Origin of the sequence: Streptomyces sp. DT190 (genome assembly GCF_049846985.1) — a bacterium.
In the GTDB taxonomy this organism is placed as follows: Bacteria; Actinomycetota; Actinomycetes; order Streptomycetales; family Streptomycetaceae; genus Streptomyces.
Genome location: NZ_JBNCNM010000015.1, coordinates 217,693 through 238,299, shown reverse-complemented (window position 1 = coordinate 238,299; position 20,607 = coordinate 217,693). Strand labels below are relative to the sequence as shown.

At 72.4% G+C, this 20,607-nt stretch carries 20 protein-coding genes; 8 read left to right on the top strand and 12 right to left on the bottom strand.

Annotated elements, in window-relative coordinates; genetic code table 11:
• The 6 genes from ACPXCS_RS25780 to ACPXCS_RS25755 all read right to left on the bottom strand — a co-directional run.
• On the bottom strand, positions 1-222 hold a 222-nt coding region (locus ACPXCS_RS25780; protein WP_425946774.1), incomplete at its 3' end, for a leucine zipper domain-containing protein.
• Positions 223-323: 101 nt separating this feature from the next.
• Positions 324-1,049 (bottom strand): hypothetical protein, encoded by a 726-nt coding sequence (locus tag ACPXCS_RS25775; protein WP_425949627.1) that lies wholly within the window; start codon positions 1,047-1,049, stop codon positions 324-326.
• Positions 1,046-1,657 (bottom strand): RNA polymerase sigma factor, encoded by a 612-nt coding sequence (locus tag ACPXCS_RS25770; protein ID WP_425949625.1) that lies wholly within the window; start codon positions 1,655-1,657, stop codon positions 1,046-1,048. The genes ACPXCS_RS25775 and ACPXCS_RS25770 overlap by 4 nt, the downstream gene beginning before the upstream one ends.
• Before the next feature lie 640 nt (positions 1,658-2,297).
• Positions 2,298-2,714: a hypothetical protein gene (locus tag ACPXCS_RS25765; protein ID WP_425949623.1), complete on the bottom strand. Its 417-nt coding sequence runs from the start codon at positions 2,712-2,714 to the stop codon at positions 2,298-2,300.
• A 253-nt stretch (positions 2,715-2,967) separates the two neighbouring features.
• A complete protein-coding gene (locus ACPXCS_RS25760; protein WP_425949622.1) occupies positions 2,968-4,152 on the bottom strand; it encodes a PP2C family protein-serine/threonine phosphatase in 1,185 nt (394 codons plus the stop codon).
• Between the two features lie 144 nt (positions 4,153-4,296).
• The gene (locus ACPXCS_RS25755) at positions 4,297-4,830 is read right to left on the bottom strand and encodes a 2'-5' RNA ligase family protein (protein WP_425949620.1); all 534 of its coding nucleotides are present in this window, start codon (positions 4,828-4,830) and stop codon (positions 4,297-4,299) included.
• A gap of 322 nt (positions 4,831-5,152) precedes the next feature.
• Here ACPXCS_RS25755 and ACPXCS_RS25750 point away from each other — a divergent pair, with 322 nt between their 5' ends.
• Both ACPXCS_RS25750 and ACPXCS_RS25745 read left to right on the top strand, forming a co-directional pair.
• Complete coding sequence (locus tag ACPXCS_RS25750) at positions 5,153-8,161, top strand: glycosyl hydrolase (protein ID WP_425949618.1); 3,009 nt, start codon at positions 5,153-5,155, stop codon at positions 8,159-8,161.
• Positions 8,162-8,316: 155 nt separating this feature from the next.
• The gene (locus tag ACPXCS_RS25745) at positions 8,317-8,778 is read left to right on the top strand and encodes a pyridoxamine 5'-phosphate oxidase family protein (RefSeq protein ID WP_425949617.1); all 462 of its coding nucleotides are present in this window, start codon (positions 8,317-8,319) and stop codon (positions 8,776-8,778) included.
• Between the two features lie 10 nt (positions 8,779-8,788).
• Here ACPXCS_RS25745 and ACPXCS_RS25740 read toward each other — a convergent pair whose 3' ends face one another.
• Positions 8,789-9,322 (bottom strand): GNAT family N-acetyltransferase, encoded by a 534-nt coding sequence (locus ACPXCS_RS25740; RefSeq protein ID WP_425949615.1) that lies wholly within the window; start codon positions 9,320-9,322, stop codon positions 8,789-8,791.
• Positions 9,323-9,662: 340 nt separating this feature from the next.
• On the opposite strand from ACPXCS_RS25740, the gene ACPXCS_RS25735 reads away from it, so the two are divergent.
• Positions 9,663-10,022 (top strand): hypothetical protein, encoded by a 360-nt coding sequence (locus ACPXCS_RS25735; RefSeq protein WP_425949614.1) that lies wholly within the window; start codon positions 9,663-9,665, stop codon positions 10,020-10,022.
• Between the two features lie 172 nt (positions 10,023-10,194).
• On the opposite strand, the gene ACPXCS_RS25730 is transcribed toward ACPXCS_RS25735, so the two are convergent.
• Both ACPXCS_RS25730 and ACPXCS_RS25725 read right to left on the bottom strand, forming a co-directional pair.
• Positions 10,195-10,698 (bottom strand): NUDIX hydrolase, encoded by a 504-nt coding sequence (locus ACPXCS_RS25730; protein WP_425949612.1) that lies wholly within the window; start codon positions 10,696-10,698, stop codon positions 10,195-10,197.
• 64 nt (positions 10,699-10,762) lie between these two features.
• Positions 10,763-10,990, bottom strand: a complete 228-nt coding sequence (locus tag ACPXCS_RS25725; RefSeq protein WP_425949610.1) for a hypothetical protein — start codon at positions 10,988-10,990, stop codon at positions 10,763-10,765.
• Between the two features lie 295 nt (positions 10,991-11,285).
• Here ACPXCS_RS25725 and ACPXCS_RS25720 point away from each other — a divergent pair, with 295 nt between their 5' ends.
• The 3 genes from ACPXCS_RS25720 to ACPXCS_RS25710 all read left to right on the top strand — a co-directional run bounded on the left by ACPXCS_RS25720 (position 11,286) and on the right by ACPXCS_RS25710 (position 15,951).
• Positions 11,286-14,327 carry a family 16 glycoside hydrolase gene (locus ACPXCS_RS25720; RefSeq protein WP_425949608.1) on the top strand — a complete coding sequence of 1,014 codons (3,042 nt, stop codon included), beginning with the start codon at positions 11,286-11,288 and terminating at the stop codon, positions 14,325-14,327.
• 202 nt (positions 14,328-14,529) lie between these two features.
• Positions 14,530-14,952, top strand: a complete 423-nt coding sequence (locus tag ACPXCS_RS25715; protein WP_425949606.1) for a thiol-disulfide oxidoreductase DCC family protein — start codon at positions 14,530-14,532, stop codon at positions 14,950-14,952.
• A 138-nt stretch (positions 14,953-15,090) separates the two neighbouring features.
• Positions 15,091-15,951, top strand: coding sequence for an alpha/beta fold hydrolase (locus ACPXCS_RS25710; RefSeq protein WP_425949605.1), 861 nt, complete (start codon positions 15,091-15,093; stop codon positions 15,949-15,951).
• Between the two features lie 173 nt (positions 15,952-16,124).
• Here the strand turns inward: ACPXCS_RS25710 and ACPXCS_RS25705 are convergent, their stop codons facing one another.
• Complete coding sequence (locus ACPXCS_RS25705; protein ID WP_425949603.1) at positions 16,125-16,571, bottom strand: ATP-binding protein; 447 nt, start codon at positions 16,569-16,571, stop codon at positions 16,125-16,127.
• A gap of 225 nt (positions 16,572-16,796) precedes the next feature.
• Positions 16,797-17,141: an ANTAR domain-containing protein gene (locus ACPXCS_RS25700; RefSeq protein ID WP_425949602.1), complete on the bottom strand. Its 345-nt coding sequence runs from the start codon at positions 17,139-17,141 to the stop codon at positions 16,797-16,799.
• A gap of 180 nt (positions 17,142-17,321) precedes the next feature.
• Between ACPXCS_RS25700 and ACPXCS_RS25695 the strand changes: the two genes are divergently transcribed.
• Together ACPXCS_RS25695 and gap are read left to right on the top strand one after the other, a co-directional pair.
• On the top strand, positions 17,322-18,278 hold the full coding sequence (locus ACPXCS_RS25695) for a GlxA family transcriptional regulator (protein ID WP_425949600.1): 957 nt from the start codon (positions 17,322-17,324) through the stop codon (positions 18,276-18,278).
• A gap of 108 nt (positions 18,279-18,386) precedes the next feature.
• The gene (gene gap / locus ACPXCS_RS25690; RefSeq protein ID WP_425949598.1) at positions 18,387-19,385 is read left to right on the top strand and encodes a type I glyceraldehyde-3-phosphate dehydrogenase; all 999 of its coding nucleotides are present in this window, start codon (positions 18,387-18,389) and stop codon (positions 19,383-19,385) included.
• Positions 19,386-19,812: 427 nt separating this feature from the next.
• Here the strand turns inward: gap and ACPXCS_RS25685 are convergent, their stop codons facing one another.
• Entirely contained in the window at positions 19,813-20,595 is a 783-nt protein-coding gene (locus ACPXCS_RS25685; RefSeq protein WP_425949596.1) for a TSUP family transporter, read from the bottom strand.
• Positions 20,596-20,607: the final 12 nt, after the last annotated feature.

Here is a 20,607-nt window from a genome sequence, read left to right as displayed (position 1 = left end):
CTCGGTCGTGGCCGGGGTGCGGTGCGGTGTGGTGCGGGGCCGGCTGGAGCGGTCGTGCAGCCCTTGCTCGCCTTCGGCCCGCCAGCGACGCACCCACTTATGGGCCGTGACGCGCGAGATGCCCATCTCGGCCGCGACATGCGCGACCGGACGGCCTGCGCGGACCCGCTCGACGAGCAGTCGCCTGCCGTGCACGGTCAGCCGGGCATTACGGTGGGACACGAAGACCTCCGTGCGGTGTGTTCCTAGACAGCTCCACCACATCGGAGGTCTTCGCCATGATCAAGCCCGGCAAGCGTTAACAACGCTCGTGATCAATACACCTAGCTGCTCAGCGGGTCCCGCTCCGGTTCGCACGGGGTCATCCTGCCCTTGAAGGGGAAGTAGGCCTCCGTCCGCACGAGCCCGCTGTCGCTCCCGGAACCGGCCGGGCGGTTCTCGATGCCCAGGGAGTCGCCTGGGCGCAGCGTGACACTTGCGCCGGGCCATTCGTCCGGAAGGGGCTGAGCGCTCTTCGGGGCGCCGGCCTCGGGGCCGGCCTCGGGCGAGTCGAGGACGGCACTGGCCCCGACGACACCGAGGGACTCGCCGCGCGTCGGCGCGCACCGGTAGCCCGGCTTCAGGTTGTCGATGGTGACGTGGATTCCCGCGGCCCGCAGCTTCCGGGCGAGTTCCTTCTGGACGTCGGGGCCGATGCCCAGCGCGTGCAGGCTGAAGGTGACGCTGCCGTCGTCGTGGCGCTCCAGCGAGTACGCCGGCGCGACGGCGGGCGAGCCGGGTACCAGGGTCACCCCGAACCCCGCCAGCGCGCAGACTCCGGCGGCGATGACGAGCCGGGGACGCGTGACCAGCCGGCGCCGGGGAGCCAGGGTCCGGGGCCCGCCCCCCGCGCGGGCCCCGGAACCACCTCCCCTGCCGTGCCCGGCCGTCGTGTCCGCGGCGCCGCGTTCCGGCGCCCCCTTCGCCTCGTGCGCCCTCTGCTCCCGCCGCACGATCTCCCCCTGGAGCTCCGTCAGCAGTCGGTCCTCGAACGTCGTCCTCGCGGTCATGCCTCTCCCCCTGTTCCTCCGTTGACGAATGACAGTGACGCGCCGCGCGCTCCCGGTCCCGGCGGCAGCCCCGCGGCCTCCGGGCGCAGGGCCTTGCGGGCGCGGTGCAGCCGGACCCGGGCCGTGGTGCGGCGGATGCCGAGCGCCGCCGCGGCCTCGGTGACCGTGAGCTGGTCGACCACGATCAGTTCCAGCACCGCCCGTTCCCCCGGCGGAAGCCGCTCCATGGCGGCCAGCGCACGGCGCGCCGAGCTCTGCGCGTCGAGCTTGTCCTCCAGCCGGACGATGTCGTCGGCCTCGAGCAGCCGCCGCCCCGAGACCCGCCGGACGCGTTCGGCCTCCCGGGCGGCCCGGCGGTACTCGGACGAGACGACGTTGCGGGCGATGCCGTAGAGCCACGCGGTCTCACTGCCCCGGGAGGGGCGGTAGGTGTCCGCCGAGTCCAGGACCGCGAGGAAGATCTCGGCGGTCAGGTCGGCCACGGTGTGCGCGTCGGTGACGCGCCGGGCCACGAACGACGTCACGGCGTCCACATGGCGCCGGTAGAACTCCTCGAAGAGCTGTGGGTCGCAAGCCGCCTCGGCAGGCCCGCCCCGGTTCCCTGTCACTCGGATCCCCTCGTCGTCGGTTGCGCTTCACCCGTACTTGGCACAACAGGCGACAGGCGTTACACCCGCAGTCCGGGCTGACCGTCGAGTACCCGATGCCGGGTTGCGGGATGCTGTTGGACGTCACAGGGGAACAGGTGAAGCTGCCCGTCGGGCGCATTCCGGAGCTTGTTGGCCTGTCGGCCGGGCCACTCTGCATGCAGCTCTGGCTGTCGGCTGGCACGGACGTGGTCTGCTCCGTCAGGTACGTGGCGCCGGACACTCAGGTCCTCACCTTCGTACTCGGCGGGTTGACCGAGAACGAGCGTAAGCAGGCCATCGACGCGGTTCGACGGCTGATCCAGCGGGAGTTGGGCAGGACTGTCGCGCTGCTCGTCGATCCGGGCGGCGAAACAGCGGACGAGGCCAGCTGCCGCGCATGCCGGATCGTCCAGTTCGTCCCCCGCCGGTGCCCCTCATTCTGCGGGCGTCGGCGGCGTCCTGGTGAGCACGGTCGGTCGTGGGGTCGACCGACACGGTCCGCCGGGCGCCGGCCGCCTAATCCACTCAACCGCTCCGATCGATCGGCATTGACGCGCAACACCGGCCTTCCGCGCCCCGGCACTCCCTACGTCGAGTACCGGGGCACGCTGCCGGTGTGTCAGAAGCAGGGCCTGGAGACGTTGCCCACCTCGTTGCCCTTGAGCAGGCCGCCCCAGATGTAGTTGTCGTCCGAGAGGAGCACCCACTTGTTGTGGTAGACGCCGTTGGCGTTGACGTAGCCACCCTCGAGCCAGCACTCGGCGCTCAGGTTCTGGTTCGCCGCGACGGGGTAGGCGATGCTGTAGCCCGTCGAAGGTCCGATGCGGACATTGCCGTTGATCCAGGTTGTGACGGTCTGCGCCTGAATGCTCACCGTCTCGGCTGCGGGTCGCTCCGCCGACGGGACCGGTGCTGCGGCGGCCGGAGCGGCCGCGCCTCCCGCCACCACGATGGCTGCCGCTACTGCGGTCATGAGCTTGGTCGACGAGCGTGAAGTGATGCGCCGCATGATGATCTTCTCCCTGTTCAACAACATGTGCCGTGCGCCTCGCCAGTGGCCGGCTCGCTGTGCTCCGGCAACGTGTTCTTGTGGAAGCAAGATCCCGGCGCGCACATGCCGGTGCGATCCGCCCGCACTGACCAGGCACCGGTATCGTAGGAACCCAGGTGTGCCGCTGCTCCTGACAGATGTCAGGGGTGTGGACGCCGCCCCCTCGCCCTTTGTCATCACTCCCGTTCAGTGGCGCCCCGACCGGGCGGAGGGCCGCGCCGGCAGCGGAACCGGCGCGCTACCGCCGGTCGTCGTCGGCCGGCCTGCGGCGGTCGCCGTGCCAGTCCAGTATCAGGACCGTGGCGTCGTCCTTGAGGTTGCCGTGGCAGGCGTCGAGCACCGCGGAGGTCAGGCTCCGTACGGCTTCCCGCGGATGCTGCGCGCGGGTGTCGTGCACGACCGCGGCCAGATCCACGGCTGCGGCGCCGCGCTCCTGCATCCCGTCGGTGAGCAGGATCAGACGGTCGCCCGGGCGCAGTTGCAGCTCCTGCACGCGGTAGGCGGTGGGCGCCGAGACGCCGAACGGCAGGTTGACGGAGAGTTTGACCTCTTCGACCCGGCCGTCGCGCAACCGCAGAGGCCAGGGATGACCGGCGTTGACCAACTCGCACAGCCCGGTGGCGAGATCGACGCACAGCAACTGCCCGGTCGCCAGACCACGGCTGTGCGTCAGCAGGGCCTGGTGGGCGTGGTGGGCCTGCTTGAGGGCGTCACAACCGCTGCGCCGCGCCCGGCGCAGCGCACTCACCAGCAGCGTCGCCAGCAGGGCCGAGTTCGTGTCGTGGCCCATGGCGTCGGTGATGGACAGGTGCAGGGTGTCGCGGTCGAGGGTGTAGTCGTAGGAGTCGCCCCCGATGTCGTCGGCCGGGATCAGCCCGGCGGCGAGCGTGAACTGGGGTGCCTCGCAGCACGAGGCCGAGGGCAGCAGCTGGTGCTGGATCTCCGCGGCCAGGCTGGTCTTGGTGGTGCGCCGCCCCAGGTGGTAGAGGTCGGTGAAGCGCCGGTCGGTGACGATGATGTACGCCAGCGCGCGAGCCGCGTCCCTGACCTGCCGGAGCACCGTGTCGTCGGCGGACTGCAGGGTCGCCTCCAGAACGCCGACGCAGTCGCCGCGGTTGGTGACGGGCGTGATGACGCGGACCCCACCCTGGCCGTCCGGTTCCACGCGCTGGCGCTGGTTCTGCAGCACGCCGTCGTAGACGCTGCCCCGCAGGTCGACCGGTCCGCCGTGGTCCGCCGGGTCGGCGCCGGCCGCGTCGAGCCGTACCAGCCGCTGGCCGATGAGGTCGGCGAACAGGAACGACACCCGCGCCGCACCGAACCGCTTCTGCAGGTCCTGCGCGACGACGTTCACGGACTCACCCGGCGGCGCCGCCTCCGCGGCGGCCAGCACATGGCCCAGTTCCAGGTCTCCACGTTCCACGACAACCTCCCGTCAGCTGCGAGACCCTTTTTCCCCGACTTTGCGCGACCTCACCTCATCCGACCGTGTTGCCTGGTCACGACGGGGTGGACCGGGTCGGTCCGGTGTTGACGGCAGACGCCCGCCGCGTCGGGTCCGGGAGCCTCAGGCGCGGGGCGCCAGCACCTCCAGGGTGCCGGTCACGGTGTCGTAGCTGCGCAGGGTGGTGAGCCGCATCGCCGGCGGCGGAGCCGGCAGCAGCTCGGGTACGCGCCGGCCGGCGAACGCGCCCGCCCGGCGGGTCCGGCCGAGGGTGATGTGCGGGGCCCAGCGCTCCGGCCGGTGGAAAGGGTTGAGGGTGTCGGGCGGGCTGTCCGAGGCCACCGCCTCCCACACCCTGCGGTGCAGGTCGGCCAGTGCGGCGTCCAGCTCCAGCGCCCAGGCCAGCACCGAGGTGGGCCGCTCGAAGCGGACCACGCCGGTGCACCGCACCGGCAGCGGCAGGAGCGCCGCCACCTGCGCGAGTTCCCAGCGGATCGGGGCGGTGAGCTCCGGACAGGCGGCCAGGGTGAGGTGCGGGCTGTTCGTCGGTGAGCGATGGCGGGCCTGACTGGGCAGCCCCGCGTCGGCGAGCCGCCGCCAGGCGTCACGCACCGCCCGCTCCGCCGCCTCGTCCACCAACAGTTCGACCGTGCGCACCCGCGCAGCCTAGCGGCGCCCCCGACCCGCTCGGTGCGGGCCACGCGTTCGGAGATGTGGCGCACCACCCTTGACCCTCCGCCGATCTCCGGCTTAACGTTCCGGCGTTTACAGCGGATTGAAACGATTCAAGGACGCCGGTCCGTCCGACGGGTCCACCCGAAGCCCGAAACCCGACGCCCGAAACCCGACGCCCGACGCCCGACGCCCGACGCCCGACGCCCGACCCCGATTCAGCGATCCGCAGAACAGCCACCGCAAGCACACCCGCAACCCGCAGACCCGCAGACCCGCAGACCCGAACCAGAATCTGGGGCACCACATGCACAAGCCCATCCCCCGGCACGGCGGCATATCCCGGCGCACGGTCCTGGCCGCCTCCCTGGCCGCCGGCGCCGCCACCGTCCTCAGTACGGCGGGCCCGGCGGCCTCCGCCACCGCGCGCACCGGCCCGCAGCACCTGTCCGGGGGCTGGTTCGCCACCACCCCGCGCTCCGTGCGCCCGAAGTTCCGCTGGTGGTGGCCGGACGGCCTGGTCGATCCGGCGGAGATCGCCCGCGAGATCGACCAGATCGCCGACGCCGGCTTCGGCGGCGCCGAGATCGCCGCCGTCCACCACAGCATCAAGGACAAGTCCGTCCTCGACACCGCGCATCACGGCTGGGGCAGCACCCCCTGGCGCGAGGGGGTCGAGGCGGCCCTGCGCCAGGCCGCCCGACGCGGCCTGACGGTCGACCTCACCCTCGGCCCCAGCTGGCCCGCCGCCGTCCCGGGTCTCACGCCCGACGACGAGGCCGCCGCCCAGGAACTCGCCCACGGGCGCGCCTCCGTGACCGCCGGCACCACCTACCGGGGCCCGGTGCCCGAGCCCGTGCACGCGGCCGCCCCCGGCGTCACGCGGCGCACCCTGCTCGCCGTCCAGGCCGCCCGGGTCGAGCCGGCCAACGCCACCCGCAAGGAGACCGGCCTCGACCTCGCGAGCGTCCGCGACCTCACCCCCGACGTCCGCGACGGCGCCCTGACCTGGACCGCCCCCGCCGACGGGGACTGGGTGCTCATCTCCTACTGGCAGCGCGGCAGCGCCCAGCAACCGGAGTCCGGCCCGCACTCCGCCCCGGCCGCCTACGTCGTCGACCACTTCAGCCCCGCCGGCACCGAGGCCGTCACCGGGTTCTGGGAGCGCGCCCTCCTGACGGGCACCGTGCGCCGCCTGCTCAAGGCCGCCGGGGGCGCCTTCTTCGAGGACTCGATCGAGCTGGAGACCGACGCCCTGGTGTGGACGTCCGCCCTGCCCGAAACCTTCGAGAAGCGCACCGGACGGCCCCTGCTGCCCTGCCTGCCCGCGCTCGTCCTCGACAACAGCAACCAGGTCTTCGCCTTCGAGGCCCAGGTCACCCGGCAGATCCGCCACGACTTCTGGGAGACCGTCTCGCACCTGTTCAACACCCACCACGTCACCGCCCTGCGGGACTGGGCGCACTCACTCGGCATGGAGCTGCGTTCCCAGCCCTACGGGCTGCAGACCGACTCCATCGCCTCCGCGGCGATCCTCGACATGCCCGAGGGCGAGTCGCTCGGCTTCAAGAACCTCGACGACTACCGCTGTCTGGCCGGCGGCCGCGACATGGCCGGGAACACCGTCCTGTCCTGCGAGTCGGGCGCCTACAACGGCTCGGCCTACAGCACCACCTGGGACCGGTTCCTGCGCACCATGGGCGGCGCGTACGCGGCCGGCGTCAACCAGACGGTCGTGCACGGGTTCTCCTACGCCACCGCACCCGGCGTCGCCTGGCCCGGCTTCGCCGCCTTCAGCCCGTACAACGGGGCCTCCGGCTACGGGGAGTCCTGGGGTCCCAGGCAGCCCACCTGGCGGCACATGGAGGACATCGCCGGCTACCTGGGCCGCGTCCACCGCGTCCTGCAGACCGGCACCCCGCGTGCCGACGTGGCCGTCTTCCGGCAGACCGGCTACACCGCCACCGGCATCGGCGCCTCCTGGTTCACGGCGACCGGTGTACCGCTGGGCTGGACGCACCAGTTCCTCAGCGGCCCGCTGCTCGACCTGCCCTCGGCCCGCGTGGCGAAGGGGCGGCTCGCTCCCGAGGGGCCCGCCTACAAGGCCCTGTTCGTGGAGGGCGACTTCTTCTACGGCTCCACTCCGACCCTCGCGCTCGACGACGCGCGGAAGCTGCTGCGGCTGGCCCGGGAAGGGCTGCCCGTCGTCCTGCTCGGCGCCTTCGACCAGGCGCTCACGCCGGGCGTGCCCGGCGCGGGTGAGACCGACCGGCTGCGCGCGGTCCTGTCGAGCCTGCTGGCCCTGCCGAACGTCAGACGCGTCACCGACAAGGCGGCCGTCGGCGACGCCCTCAGCTCCCTCGGCGTCCGCCCCGACGCCCGCTACGCCACCAGCTCGACGCTGCTGAACTTCCACCGCGTCAGCGGCGACACCGACTTCTACTACCTGTGCAACGGCAAGCACGCCGAGACCGTCAAGCCGGCCGTCACCGCCATCGACCACGACGTCACCCTGCGCCGCACCCGGCGCGGCGCCACCGTCCCCTACCTGCTCGACCCGTGGACGGGCCGGGCCACGCGCATCGGCCGCTACACCGAGGACGGCGACGGCATCACCGTGCGCGTCACCCTCGACCCCGGCCAGGCCACGGTCGTCGCGCTCGGCCGGCCCGGCCTCTTCGGCGACGGCGACGGCAACCGCCCGCACGCGGTCGACAGCGACGCCGACCGCGTGCTGTTCACCGGCCGGGGCCTGGCCGTGCGTGCCTCCGGCGCGGGTACGTACACCACCCGCCTGTCCGACGGCAGCACGGCGACCACCACCGTCGCCGCCGTGCCCCCGCCCGTCACCCCGGCCCACTGGCGGCTCGACGTCGAGGACTTCCGCCCGGGCGCCGACGCGACCGGCACCGACGTCGTCGAGCGCACCCTGACCCTGGACACGCTGCTGCCCTGGTCGCAGATCCCGGAGCTGGCCGACTCCGCCGGCGTCGGCCGTTACCGCACCACGGTCGCGCTGCCCGGCGACTGGACCTCCGCCCACGGCGCCTACCTCGAACTCGGCACGGTCAGCGACACCTTCCGGGTCACCGTCAACGGCACCCGGCTGGCCCCCGCCGACCGGCTCCACCCGGTCGTCGACCTCGGCGGGCACCTGCACCGCGGCGACAACGTCATCGAGGTGGAGGTGGCGACACCGCTCATCAACCGCCTGCGCGTCGCCCAGCCGGCCGTCTTCGGCGCCGCCGCCCGCCAGGCGTACGGGCTGACCGGGCCGGTACGCCTGGTGCCCTACGTGCAGCGGCGCATCGGCTGACCCGAGCGGAGGGCGCACGCGGGGCGTGCCCGGATGCGGGACATCCGGGCACGGCCCGCAGTGGTCCTGCGACCGGGCCGCCGCCGGCTCCGTCTCCGGGCGTAGGTCCTGCGCCTCAGGCGCGCCCGGCGCCTGTCTGCCTAGGGTCGGTCCTCATGGAGACCACGGGAACGGTTCGCCGCGGGACGACGGAACGCAGGCGCGACGCTGTCGAGCGGCTCGTCGCCGAGCGGGACATGTGGGTGTCGACGGCTCACCCGGAGCACGGGCCGCACCAGGTGCCGCTGTGGTTCCTGTGGGACGGGCGGGCGGTGTGGATGTGCACCGGCGCCACTTCGGTGACGGCGCGGAACGTCCGTGCCGAGCCGCGGGTGCGCCTGGCGCTGCCGGACACCTTCGACGTGGTGCTCCTGCAGGGCGAGGCGGAGTGCTTCCCGGACCGGGAGGTGCCCGCCGAGGCGGCGGACGCCTTCACCGGCAAGTTCGGCTGGGACCCCCGCGTGGAGGAGGGCTCCTTCCTGTACGTGCGGGTGGTTCCGAGGACCGTGCGGGCCTGGCGTGGCGCGCCGGAGCTGCGCGGCGGAGTCGTCATGCGTGACGGGGTGTGGCTGGCGTAGCGGCCGTCCGCTACTCCTGATACTGCGTCAGGTCGATGCCGTACAGGCGCAGCTCGTGTCCGTGGAGCGGTTCCCCGGCCGTGCCCTCCGGCTGCATGCCGAGCTTGCCGAGGACGTTCGCGGAGGCCCCGTCGTCCGTACGGCACGCCGCGACCACCCGGTCCAGGCCCCGGTCCTGCACCGCGAACTCCAGGGTCGCGTGCGCTGCTTCGGAGGCGTATCCCTGCCCCCAGAACACCCGTCCCAGCCGCCAGCCGATCGCCACCTGACCGGCGAGTTCGGCCGGTGAGTCGGCCACGGTCAGACCGACGGCGCCGGCCAGCTCACCGGAGCCCAGGAGTTCGACCGCGAACACGCCGAACCCCTCCTCGTCCCACTCCTCCTCCCACACCTCGATGTCCTGGGCGGTCTGTTCGAGGGAGCGCGGCCTTCCGTCTCCGATGTTCCGCATCACCACCGGGTCGGCGTGGATCTCGGACAGCGCGACGAGGTCGTCGTCGAACCATCGGCGCAGGACGAGGCGGGGGGTGCGGATCTCGGTCATGGCCCCATCCTGCCGACACGGCGCCGCAGGCGCGAACCGGGGTCCCCGTCCGTCGTGACCGCACGCGTTCAGTCGGCATCGGCGTCGGCGTGGAAGCGGTAGGAGACCGAGCCGACCTCGAAGACCGGGAAGCAGGACTGTGCCGGGCTGATCGGCATGCGTCACCATGGTCGGCCGGGCGGAAGGCGGTCCTGGTGCCCGGCAGGACGGTTCTGATGGCCCGGCAGGACGGTCGGGCAGTGGGGGTGGGTCCGTGGATCGGAGCGAAGACGAGATCTTGGCCGAGGAGCTCGCTGCTCTCGGTGCGGCGAGTGGGGGCAGTGGTCGACTGGTCCGGGCCGTGGCGAAGCTGATGAGAAAGAACGTCCACGAGATCGATCTGCTGGTCCCCTTGCCGTTCGACGACGCCGTGAGGCGTGTCGCCGGCGTGCTCGGGAGGGCGGGCCGTGCGGTCGGGACCGCGCGGATCGATTCCCGCGAGGAGGAGACGATCCGCCTGGTGGCGGGCGGCGGTGTCGGCGGTCTGAACCCGGTGGTGGTCACCGCGCGGGTGCTGAAGGTGGATGAGGGCCGCTCGGAGGTCTGGCTTCGCTGCGCCGCCAAAGAGGGTGTGATCAGGCAGCGAGCCGGGGAGAAGACCGCGGTTCGGCTCGCCGGCCGGCTGAGCGAGGCGACGGGAGCGGACTGGGTGGGCGGGTGAACGGCCGGGGTGGACTGGACGGACGGGTGGGCTGTCACGTCAGCGGCTGGAGAGGACGAGCTCGCGGGGCAGGGTGGCGTCCCTCGCGCCGTCGAGGGTCAGGTCTTCGCAGGGGTGCTCGCCATCGCCCCCGGCGGGCGCATCCCGAAGACATCGATCGGGTCGTCGGCCCTCAGGGTGCTCCCCCCGGCAGCGGGGCACGGCTGAGCTCCGCGAGGCAGGCGTCCAGCGGCTGGAGTCGACCGGGCAGGGGCTCCCGCAGGTCCCACCAGTGCAGGGCCGCGATCTCCTCGTTCGGCTGGAACGACGGTGAGACGTCGGCGCCCCGGCCGCTGAACAGGGCGCCGTACTCGGTACGCCGGTCGGGCGCCAGCTCGAAGCGTGCGAAGCCGGCGAAGGCGAGCCGCCCCTCGGGTACGTGGCCGGTCTCCTCCAGCAACTCGCGCGCGGCCGCCCGGCGAGGGGTCTCGCCGGGGTCGATCAGCCCGCCGGGCAGTTCCCAGGCCTGCCGGTAGCGGTTGAAGGCCATCAGGACGCACCCGTCGTGCCACAGGGCCGCCAGCGCGAGCGGAAGTGGCGCGTCACCGGGCGGCTCGTCCTCCCGTCCCCGCGCGAAAGCGACCAAGGCGTTGCCGCGGTCGTCGAGGGCCAGCGGCGGAGGGTGAGGAGCAGCCACTCCGACATGATGCGCACAACTGGGCTTGCTTTTCCGCCGGTCTCGGCCGATTCCGCCAGGCGTGTCAGAACAGCCGCCCCTGGAAGACCCGTTGAGCCGGGCCTTGCGCCGGGCGTTGCGCCGGGCGGCGCCCTTTCCCCGCCGGAGGCGGTTCGTCGCCGAAGAGGGGAGCCGTGCCGCACTCGTCCAGCTCGGCCGGGATCCGTCCGTCGGCCTCCGGGCGCGGCGGCGCCTCGAGGTCGAAGTCGTCGGGCGTCATACGCACCCAGTCGCGGCCACCCTGCTCACTCACCCGCCGTCACCGCCTCTCCCCCGGGCCCACTTCCGGACGTGTTCCCGGGATCACGTGCTGCCCACCCATGATCAGTTCCACCATCCGGGTCTCACTGAACACCCTGGAGCGGCGCGGCACGCCGACAACGCTCCTGACGGGCCGCCAGAGCGCGCGGGCCGACTTTGAACACAGTGATGACAAAGTATGGACATGCCAAGCGAAAGTCTCTTACCTTTGCGGCGCAACCCGTGCTCCACCCCCGTGAAAGACCGGAACGATCCGGCACGGTCCGGTCCTTAGCACAGGAGGACCAATGCGCCAACGACCCTTCCCCAAAGCCCGAAGACACTTCTGCGCGGTACTGACGTCCACCGTCCTGGCCGGCGGTGTCCTGGCCGCCCCGGCGGCGGCCGACCCCGCCCCGACGCCCGCCCGGCCCTCCGCGACGGCCGCCGCTGACCTGCCTCCGCAGGAGCCCGGAGTCACCCTGCGCGTCTACGACGTCCAGACTCCGCTCAGCAAGCTGTGCACCCTCAAACCGGGGCAGACCCCCAACCACGACAAGCTCATGCCCACCGTCGACTGGTCCACGGCCGCCGACTTCGGCGGGTTCGAGGACCGGTTCGTCTCGGAGGCGACGGGCCGTCTGATCGCCCCGCGCGACGGGTCGTACGTCTTCCGCCTCACCAGTGACGACGGTTCCCGCCTCTCGCTCGACGGCTCCACGGTGATCGACCACGACGGTCTGCACGGGGCCGAGCCGAAGGACGGCACCGTCCATCTCACCGCCGGTTCCCACCCGTTGCGCGTCGAGCACTTCGAGCGCGACGGCGGGCAGCAGGTGCAGTTGTCCTGGAAACCGCCGGGCGAGAGCGAGTTCAGCGTCGTGCCCCGTGAGGCACTGAGCACCGACGCCGGTGTCGTCCGGGTGACGGCGCCCGGCCGCAAGGAGTGCGAGGCGAGCGGCGACTCCCCCGGCGACGGGCTGCCCCTCACTTCCGTGCGCCCCGACCTGGACCTCACGGACCTGCGCCCCGACGGTTTCGAGCCACAGGTCAGCGGTATGGACTGGCTGCCCGACGGACGACTGGCCATCAGCACCTGGGGCGGCAGTGACAACGTTGCCGGTGAGGTGTATCTGCTCGACAACGTCACCGGCCGCACCAGCCGCGACAAGGTCACCGTCAAGAAGGTCGCCGAAGGGCTGCGCGAGCCCATGGGCATCAAGTACGTCGACGGTTCCCTGTACGTCTCGCAGAAGCACGAGCTGACCCGGCTGGTCGACGACGACGGCGACGACGTCACCGACACGTACCGCACCGTCGCCACCTGGCCCTACGGCGGCAACTTCCACGAGTTCGCGTTCGGTCTGCTCTACCGCGACGGGTACTTCTACGTGAACCTCTCCGTCGCCATCGACTACGGCGGCGCGACCACCACCCCGCAGCCCGCCCCCGGCCGCGGGACCACGTACAGGATCAGCAAGAAGACGGGCCGGATCAGCCCGGTCGCGGGCGGTCTGCGCACCCCCAACGGGATCGGCTGGGGCCCGGGCGGCGGCCTCTTCACCACCGACAACCAGGGCGGCTGGCTCCCCTCGTCGAAGCTCGTCCAGATCAAGCAGGACCGCTTCTTCAACCACTACACCGAGCCCGCCGGCCCCTTCGAGTCCTCCCCCGTCACCGCGCCGGTGCTCTGGCTGCCGCAGAACGAGATCGCCAACTCCCCCTCGACACCGCTGTACATGAAGAAGGGGCAGTTCGCGGGCCAGATGCTGATCGGCGACGTGACCTACGGCGGGCTGCAGCGCGCCTACCTGGAGAAGGTGAAGGGCCAGTACCAGGGCGCGGTGTTCCGCTACACCCAGGGCCTGGAAGCCGGCGTCAACCGCCTGTCCCTCGGCCCCGACGGTGCCGTCTACGCCGGTGGACTCGGCGCCGACGGCAACTGGGGCCAGGAGGGCAAACTCCGGTTCGGGCTGCAGAAGCTGACGCCCAACGGCGGCAACACCTTCGACATCAAGACCATGCGCGCCGTGCCGGGCGGCTTCGACCTGACGTACACCCAGCCGGTGTCCGAGCAGACCGCCGCACAACTCGCGGAGCGCTACCGGGTGGAGCAGTGGCGCTACACCCCGACCACCGACTACGGCGGCCCGAAGATCGCCGAGGAGCGGCTCGCCGTGCGCTCGGCTACGCTCTCCGACGACGGCCGCACCGTCCGGCTGCGCACGGACGGGCTCAAGCCCGGCCACGTGGTGCACGTGCGCTCCCCGCGCCCCTTCACCTCGGCCTCCGGTGAGGCGCTGTGGAGCACCGAGGCCTGGTACACCCTCAACGCGCTGCCCGGCAAGCAGCCGCCGGCCGCCACCCTGTACGAGGCGGAGGAGGCACGCCTGACGGGCAAGGCCGGGATCAACACGGACCACTCCGGTTACTCCGGCAGCGGTTTCGTCGACCGTTACGCCACCGAGGGCAAGGTCGCCACGACGTTCGACGTGACCGTCCCGAAGAGCGGCACGTACGACGTCAACCTGCGCTACGCCAACGGCCCGAACCCGTTCGCCGGCACCAAGTCGCTCTCCCTGTACGCCAACGGGAAGAAGATCCGGCAGACCCTGCTGCCCTCCACCGGGGACTGGGACACCTGGTCCACCCGGACCGAGCAGCTGACCCTGCGCGCCGGCCGCAACGCGATCTCGTACCGCTTCGACGCCGGCGACACCGGCCATGTCAACCTCGACCTGATCACCGTGCGTCCGCGCGGTGCCACGGTCACGCTCTTCGACGGCACCGCCGGCTCGCAGGCCCAGTGGCAGCACACGGACGGGCGGAAGGTGGCATGGCCGCTGACCGAGGAGAGGTCGATGGAGGTGTGCTGCGGCGACATCCGCACCAAGGACGCCTACCAGGACTTCGCCCTGCACGTCGAGTTCCGGGTCCCCCAGCTGCCGCCGGACGTCACCGGCCAGGACCGCGGAAACAGCGGCATCTTCCTCCAGGACCGCTACGAGCTGCAGATCCTCGACTCCTACGGTGACACGTCCCTGGACACCAACGAGGCCGGGGCGATCTATCTGAAGAAGGCACCCGACGCGAACGCGGCGACCGCGCCGGAGACCTGGCAGACCTACGACATCGTCTTCCGCGCGGCCCGCTTCGACGACGACGGCAAGAAGACCGCCGACGCCCGGGTCACGGTCGTGTGGAACGGCAAGAAGGTCCACGACGACGTCGCCCTCGACGGTCCCACCGCCTCGGGCCGGTCCGAGACACCTGCGGCGGGAGCGATACGGCTGCAGGACCACGGCAACAAGGTCCGCTTCCGCAACGTCCGGCTGACGCCCCTGCGGTGAGCTGCGACGGGCCACGGGCCACGGGGTACCGGCACGGTCGCCGGTGGTCCCGAGCCGGTGGCCGGTAGCCGGCGGGGGGCCGGTGGCGGCGGCCACCGGCCCCCTGCCGTGCGCCGCCCCCGCACGAGCCGCCCCCGCGCGCCGGACCGTGCACCCGGGACGGCTCGCGCCGGACCGTCCGCGGGTGCGGCACGATGGAGGGGTGCGGACACGACCAGTGCTGATCTTCGACGGGGACTGCGGCTTCTGCACCATGTCGGTGGGCGTCGCCCGGCGTCTGGTGCGGCCGCGCTGCGAGACCGTGGCCTCGCAGCACGCGGACCTCGCGTCGCTCGGCGTCACCGAGGAACGGGCCCGGTACGAGGCCCTGTGGGTGACGCCCACCGGGCGGGTGTACGGCGGGGCGCAGGCCGTGGCGAAGCTCCTGCTGAACGCGGGCGGCCCGTGGTCCGTGATCGGTGCCGTCCTCACCCTGCCGCCCGTGCGCTGGGCCGCCCACGGCGTCTACCGCCTGGTGGCCGACAACCGGGGGCGACTGCCCGGCGGGACGGCGGCGTGTGCGGTACCAGGAGCGGGGACGCAGCGGACTCAGCCGGGCCCGCACAGCCCCTTCGTCCGCCCGTAGGCAGGAGCGACTGCGCGGACCCGGCGTGGACCGCGGCCTCGCGCGCACATGGCCGCCGCCGTCCAGGGCACTGGATGAGCCGGTACCGCGTCGACGGTGTGACGCGGTGCGTCAGCCGAGCCCCACAGGGAGGCCAATGTGTTCGAAGGGTTCGAGACGGCGCAGATCGATGTCGGGCCGGCTTCCGTCTTCGTGCGGTTCGGTGGGGACGGCCCGCCGGTGGTACTGCTCCACGGCCATCCCCGCACTTCGGCGACGTGGCACCGGGTCGCTCCGCTCCTCGTACGAGCCGGTCACACCGTGGTGTGCCCGGACCTGAGGGGGTACGGGCGCTCCAAGGGCCCGCGTTTCACGGCGGATCACGTGGGCTACTCCAAGCGCGCGGTCGCCGGGGACGTGGTGGCCGTGATGCGCCACCTCGGTCATCGGCGGTTCGCGCTCCTCGGGCACGACCGGGGCGGCTACGTGGCGCTGCGTCTCACCCTGGACCATCCCGAGGTGGTCTCCCGGGTGGCGTTCGCGGACTGCCTGCCTCTCACGGAGCATTTGTCGCGGGTGGACGCCACGTTCGCCACGCGCTGGTGGCACTGGTTCTTCTTCGCGCAGCCGGACGTCCCCGAGCGGGTCATCACGGCCGACCCCGACAGCTGGTACAGCGGCGATCCCGGCACGATGGGGCGGGAGAACCACGCCGAGTGGCGGCGGGCCACACGCGATCCCGACGTGGTGCGGGCCATGCTGGAGGACTACCGCGCCGGCCTGACCGTCGACCGGCGGCACGAGGAAGCCGACCGTGCCGCCGGTGCGCGCATCACCTGCCCGACGCTCGTGCTGTGGTCGCTGCGGGACGACCTGGAGGAGCTGTACGGGGACCCCCGCACGATCTGGCGTCGCTGGGCCGACGACGTCCGCGGCCACGGCATCGACTCCGGTCACCATGTGGCGGAACAGGCACCCGAGGCACTGGCCTCGGCACTGACCGACTTCCTCGGGCGCTAGGTCGTGTCCGCACAGTCCCTTCGTTCGCCCGGAGGGCGGGCCCTGCGGCGTCCGGTGCGTGCTCTCGGCGTGCCGGACGCGGTCCCTCGTACCGGGCGTACTCGGGACTGTGTCCGGTGCGGCGAGAGTGCGTGCCGGGCGTCGCGGGGCAGGAGGGACTGTGCGGACGCGGCCTAGAGCGGGTTGCGCCCGGCGATGTCCCCTCCGGGGTCGTCCAGCAGGGCGATGCGGACGGTGATGCGTTTGCCGACCGGCTCACGCTGGACCTCGAAGCCCTGCGCGACGGCCATGACGATCTCCAGGCCGTGCTGCCCGACCCGGCCCGCGTCGGCGGCCCGGGCCACCGGCAGGACCGGGTCGCTGTCCCAGACGATCACTTCCACCCCGTCGCCGGACACGCGCAGTTCCAGCAGCACGGGGCCGGGAGCGTACTTGCGGGCGTTGGTGACCAGCTCGCTGACCACCAGCCGGGTCAGGTCCAGGGCGCGGGCGGACACCGGGAGGCCGTGCTCGGCCTGGACCCGTGCGAGGAAGTCGGCCGCCCGGTGACGCGCCTCGGCGATGATGTGCCCGTCACCGTCGAGGGCGACCGTCTCCTGGATCGGTGCGGTGCCCGGCATCACGTGGCCCTCGCCCTCAGGGACTGATTCGGCCGGCTCCATCGTGTTACCCCCGTTCACACGCTTGCGCGTACCCCGCACTATGCCTCACATGTCTCGTGAGGTCTCCCTCATGGGGCGAACACGTGTTCCTCTCCGCCTCGCTGAGGCACGAAGGCCGCCGCGGACCGCCCGGGGCACCTGGACCGCCGTCGGCTTCCGAGCAGGCCCGGCCGCCCGATCCGCCTACTCCGGGCTCCCGGGTTCGCCCTCGGCACGCGGACGCCGCCGTACGGCCGCGTCCAACTCCTGCCCCACCGGCGGTGGCAGGGGCCGGCCCAGTGCCCAGTCGATCACCGTCTCGGCCACCGCGTGCAGCTTGACGTTGGTGTGCTGGGACACCTCGCGCAGCACCTCGAACCCGGTGGCCGGCGTCAGCCGGTGGACGGCGACGAGGACGCCGATGGCCTGGTCGACCGTCGCATGGGAATCAACCGCCTGCCGCAGCTGCGCGTTCTCCCGCTCCAGGCGCGTCGGCACGGCATCCTCCCCGGCCTCGGGCAGGGACCGCTGCGCACGGGAAGTCGTCATCACCGGCTCTCCGTCGTGAGGTTACGTCTGCTCCTCATACGCCTGCCCACAACAAGAGCCGCGAGACACATCCCTGGCGGGCCGGGCTGCGGGGGGGCAGGGATGACGGTCCGGCCCGCGGCTCGTGTGGGCGGGTCGTGCGCGGGCGTGGTGGTTTCCGCCGGCACGTAATCTCTTCCTGTGTCCGTCTCCCGCCTGCATCGTGTCGCCGTCCTCGTGCTGGAGGGGGCGAAGCCGCTCGACGTCGGGATTCCCGCGCAGGTGTTCACCACCCGCGCGAGCATGCCGTACGAGGTGCGGGTGTGCGGGGCGACGCCCGGTCTCGTGACGGGCGGTGACGGGCTCGCCTACCACGTCGCCCACGGGCTGGACGCGCTCGACTGGGCCGATCTCGTCTTCGTCCCCGGCTACCGGTTCCCGGACCGGGACGATCCGCCGCGGGCCGTCGTCGACGCGCTGATCGCCGCCCACGACCGGGGCGCGCGGCTCGCCGCCATCTCCACGGGTGCCTTCGCGCTCGCCGCCACGGGGCTGCTCGACGGCCGGCGCGCCACGACCCACTGGCATTACACGCGGGCCCTCGCGGCCAGGCATCCGCACGTGCGGGTCGACGAGAACGTGTTGTTCGTGGACGAGGGCAGCGTGCTCACCTCGGCCGGTGCCGCCTCGGGGATCGACCTGTGCCTGCACATCCTGCGCCGTGATCTCGGAGTGGCCGCGTCCAACCACGCGGCCCGGCGTCTGGTCGCGGCCCCCTACCGCAGCGGCGGCCAGGCCCAGTACGTGCCGCGCAGCGTCCCCGAGCCGCTCGGCGAGCGGTTCGCCGCCACGCGCGAGTGGGCGCTGCACCGGCTCGGCGAGCCCCTCTCCCTCGACGTACTGGCGCAGCAGGCGGGGGTGTCGGCGCGCACGTTCTCACGCCGCTTCGTGGAGGAGACGGGCTACACGCCGATGCAGTGGGTGATGCGCGCCCGCATCGACCTGGCCCGTGAGCTGCTGGAACGCTCGGAGCGCAGCGTCGAGCAGATCGCCGACGACGTCGGTCTCGGCACCGGCGCCAACCTGCGGCTGCACTTCCAGCGCATCCTCGGCACCACACCGAGCGAGTACCGGCGCACCTTCACCCGGGGCGAGTGACGGCGGCCGGCACCGTCTGGCGGGATCCTTTTGAACCATGGCGATAGCGCCACTGTCAGGAGCGTCGGCCGCGGACGAGCATGGTGGCGAAGGGAAGGGACCTCATTCATGACTCGCATCGCCATCAACGGATTCGGCCGCATCGGACGCAATGTGCTGCGCGCGCTTCTGGAGCGCGACAGCGCCCTGGAGATCGTCGCCGTCAACGATCTGACGGAGCCCGCCGCTCTCGCCCGCCTGCTCGCCTACGACAGCACCGCCGGGCGGCTGGGACGCCCGGTGAGCGTCGACGGGGACACCCTCGTCGTCGACGGCCGCCGGATCAAGGTGCTGGCCGAGCGCGAACCGGCGCAGCTGCCGTGGGCCGGACTCGGCGTCGACATCGTCCTGGAGGCCACCGGCCGCTTCACCTCGGCGAAGGCCGCCCGGGCGCACCTCGACGCGGGTGCGAAGAAGGTGCTCGTCAGCGCGCCGTCGGACGGCGCCGACATCACGCTCGCGTTCGGGGTCAACACCGACGCCTACGACCCGGACCTGCACACGATCGTCTCGAACGCCTCCTGCACCACCAACGCGCTGGCGCCGCTGGCGAAGGTGCTCGACGAGCTCGCCGGCATCGAGCACGGGTTCATGACGACGGTGCACGCCTACACGCAGGAGCAGAACCTCCAGGACGGTCCCCACCGCGACGCCCGTCGCGCCCGGGCCGCCGGTGTCAACATCGTGCCGACCACGACCGGCGCCGCCAAGGCGATCGGCCTGGTGCTGCCGAACCTGGACGGCAAGCTGTCGGGTGACTCGATCCGCGTGCCGGTGCCGGTGGGCTCGATCGTCGAGCTCAACACGACGGTCGCGCGCGAGGTGACGCGCGACGACATCCTGGCGGCGTACCGCGCGGCGGCGGAGGGGCCGCTCGCCGGTGTCCTGGAGTACTCGGAGGACCCGCTCGTCTCGACCGACATCGTGGGCAACCCCGCCTCGTCGATCTTCGACTCGGCGCTGACCCGCGTCGACGGCCGCCACGTCAAGGTCGTCGCCTGGTACGACAACGAGTGGGGCTTCTCGAACCGCGTCATCGACACACTCGAGTTCCTCGCGGCCCGCTGACGCACCCCGGGGCGGCCGCCGGACTCCCGGCGACCGCCCCGGCGGGCATTCTGCGATGAGCAGGGCTGCCATGCACACCGACCGGCCTACGGAAGGCCAGGAGAACCTGGCCCCAGCGGTACGGGCGGAAGACAACCCGGTCCAGGAACATGAGGCACGCTGCGGACGCGGGCATCACCACGAGCGCCGCGAAGATGTGCCCGGACTGTTCCCCGGAACATGTGCGGCCGGACCGCGATCCGCAGCCTCCCGTGAGCACCATGTCCCGGTGGATCAGGTACAGCGTCCCCAGCAGGACGGCCGCGGCCCCGGTACAGGCCGCCATGACCATTCGAACGGCGGCCGTGTCGACAACCGGCCCGCCACCGACGTCACCGACCCGTGGGGCAACGGACAGACTGCTACAGGGCCTTCGCGGCAGACTCCCCTAGATGAGCGCCTGCGCCGTGTAGAGGCCCCCGATCGTCGCCGCCAGGGTGCCCAGCAGGAGGCGGAGCGTGCCTTCGGGAAGGCGGGGCTGGAGGCGGGCCCCCAGGTAGCCGCCCGCCAGCCCGCCCAGTCCGCAGGTCAGTCCGAGGAACCAGTCGGGGGCGACGTCGTCGCCGCCGGTGAGGGCGAGCAGTGCGTAGGCGCCCGCGCCGACCAGCGAGGTCAGGAAGGTGGAGGCGAGTGCGGCCGGGGCGACCCGGGCGACGGGCATGCCCCGGCCGACCAGGACCGGGCCGAGGAGGGAGCCGCCGCCGATGCCGTAGATGCCGCCGATCGTGCCGACGGCCAGCGCCAGGGTGGTGAGGGCGCGCGGTGAGGGCTCGCGCGGTGTGCGGGCCGTCGGCGTGTGGAGCGTGCGGGCGATGAGCCAGAGCCCGAGGGGCAGCAGCAGGACGGCGACCAGGAGACGGAACACGGCCGGTCCGGGGATGGCGAAGACGCGGATGACGGCGCCCAGGACGACCCCGGGCAGGGTGCCCGCGATCAGCCGGCGGGTCAACGGGCCGTAGAGGCTTCCGTCGTGGCGGTAGCGCAGCAACGCGCCGGGACCGGCGACGACGTTGTAGAGCAGGTTGGTGGGGGTGACGGCGGGGCTGGGGACACCGAGGACGCTGAGCTGGACCGGCAGCAGGAACACGGCCCCGGAGACCCCGACCGGCGCGGTGACCAGCGCGATCAGGGCGCCCGCCGTGAAGGCGAGAAGTGACGCCGACCAGTCCATCGCTGTCCCCCG